The sequence below is a fragment of the Shewanella sp. SG41-4 genome, assembly GCF_014164505.1.
Lineage (GTDB): Bacteria > Pseudomonadota > Gammaproteobacteria > Enterobacterales > Shewanellaceae > Shewanella.
In genome coordinates this window covers 1-903 of sequence record NZ_JACJFI010000716.1, presented here as the reverse complement: position 1 = coordinate 903, position 903 = coordinate 1, and the positions used below count along the sequence as shown (strand labels likewise).

Here is a 903-nt window from a genome sequence, read left to right as displayed (position 1 = left end):
ATCTATCAGTACTATTTTGGGGCTGCGACATACAATGTCAGCAATGGCTTCTTTTAGACCATAAATGAAATCGCATTGAATTTTATTATCTGGATCAGTATATCGAGACAAGGCAATTGGAGACTGATCTGAACGCCATGGCGTTCCCGTCAAAGCTAAAGTGTACCGAGCCTTGTCTTGTATGTTGAGTAAAATTTCTTCACCCCATACATTTGCATCTTCAATCGTTCTCCCTGAACAATGATGGATCTCATCAAAGACCACTAAAACTCGATTCTTCTCTAGTAATTGCCAAAAGTCTTCTTTAAAAGATAGCATTCCTTGATAAGTATAAGAGCAACCGATAGAGCCAATCACACCATCAAAACGACATGACAACCGTTGTGAAAATGTTTTCTGAATTCCCTGTGCGATATTCACTGAAGGCGAAAAACAAAGAACAAAATCGATAAGGCCTTGTTCAAATAATCTAGCGGCCACTTCAGATGCCATAACCGTCTTTCCTGCCCCTGGAGTAGCTAAGCAGAGGAAGTGTCTCTGGTTAGCACTAAATTGCTTTGTGGCGTGATTGACGCACTCTGACTGCCATTGCCTTAGTTGCATTATATTTACTTCTGTTGGTGAGTGAGCACAGACTTAATTGCCTTTATCTGTCCCAGTAACTTCGAACTATTTTCTCTAGCAAGCATATATTGTGACTCAAGATGCGATTTCATTTCAGGAAATGAATTATATAAACGCATATATTCTTCTGACTCTCCAATACTGGTGAGCAAATCAACTTCCGATTGCATAAGACGTTGTTCTAGATTTTGTATTTTATCTTTACTAATATTTTCGGCTTGCGATAAAGGATGATAACTTCGCTCATCACTAGTGCTTATAATGAAATTCGTTTTTGAA

Annotated in this window: 1 protein-coding gene and 1 pseudogene; both read right to left on the bottom strand. The window is 38.6% G+C overall.

Translation table 11 applies throughout. The features are described 5' to 3' along the window. The coding region (locus tag H5202_RS23470) for a DEAD/DEAH box helicase (RefSeq protein ID WP_182774112.1) at positions 1–603 on the bottom strand (603 nt) is incomplete at its 3' end. Positions 604–608: 5 nt separating this feature from the next. Further along, positions 609–903, bottom strand: a pseudogene (locus H5202_RS23465) (response regulator); the annotation flags it as partial.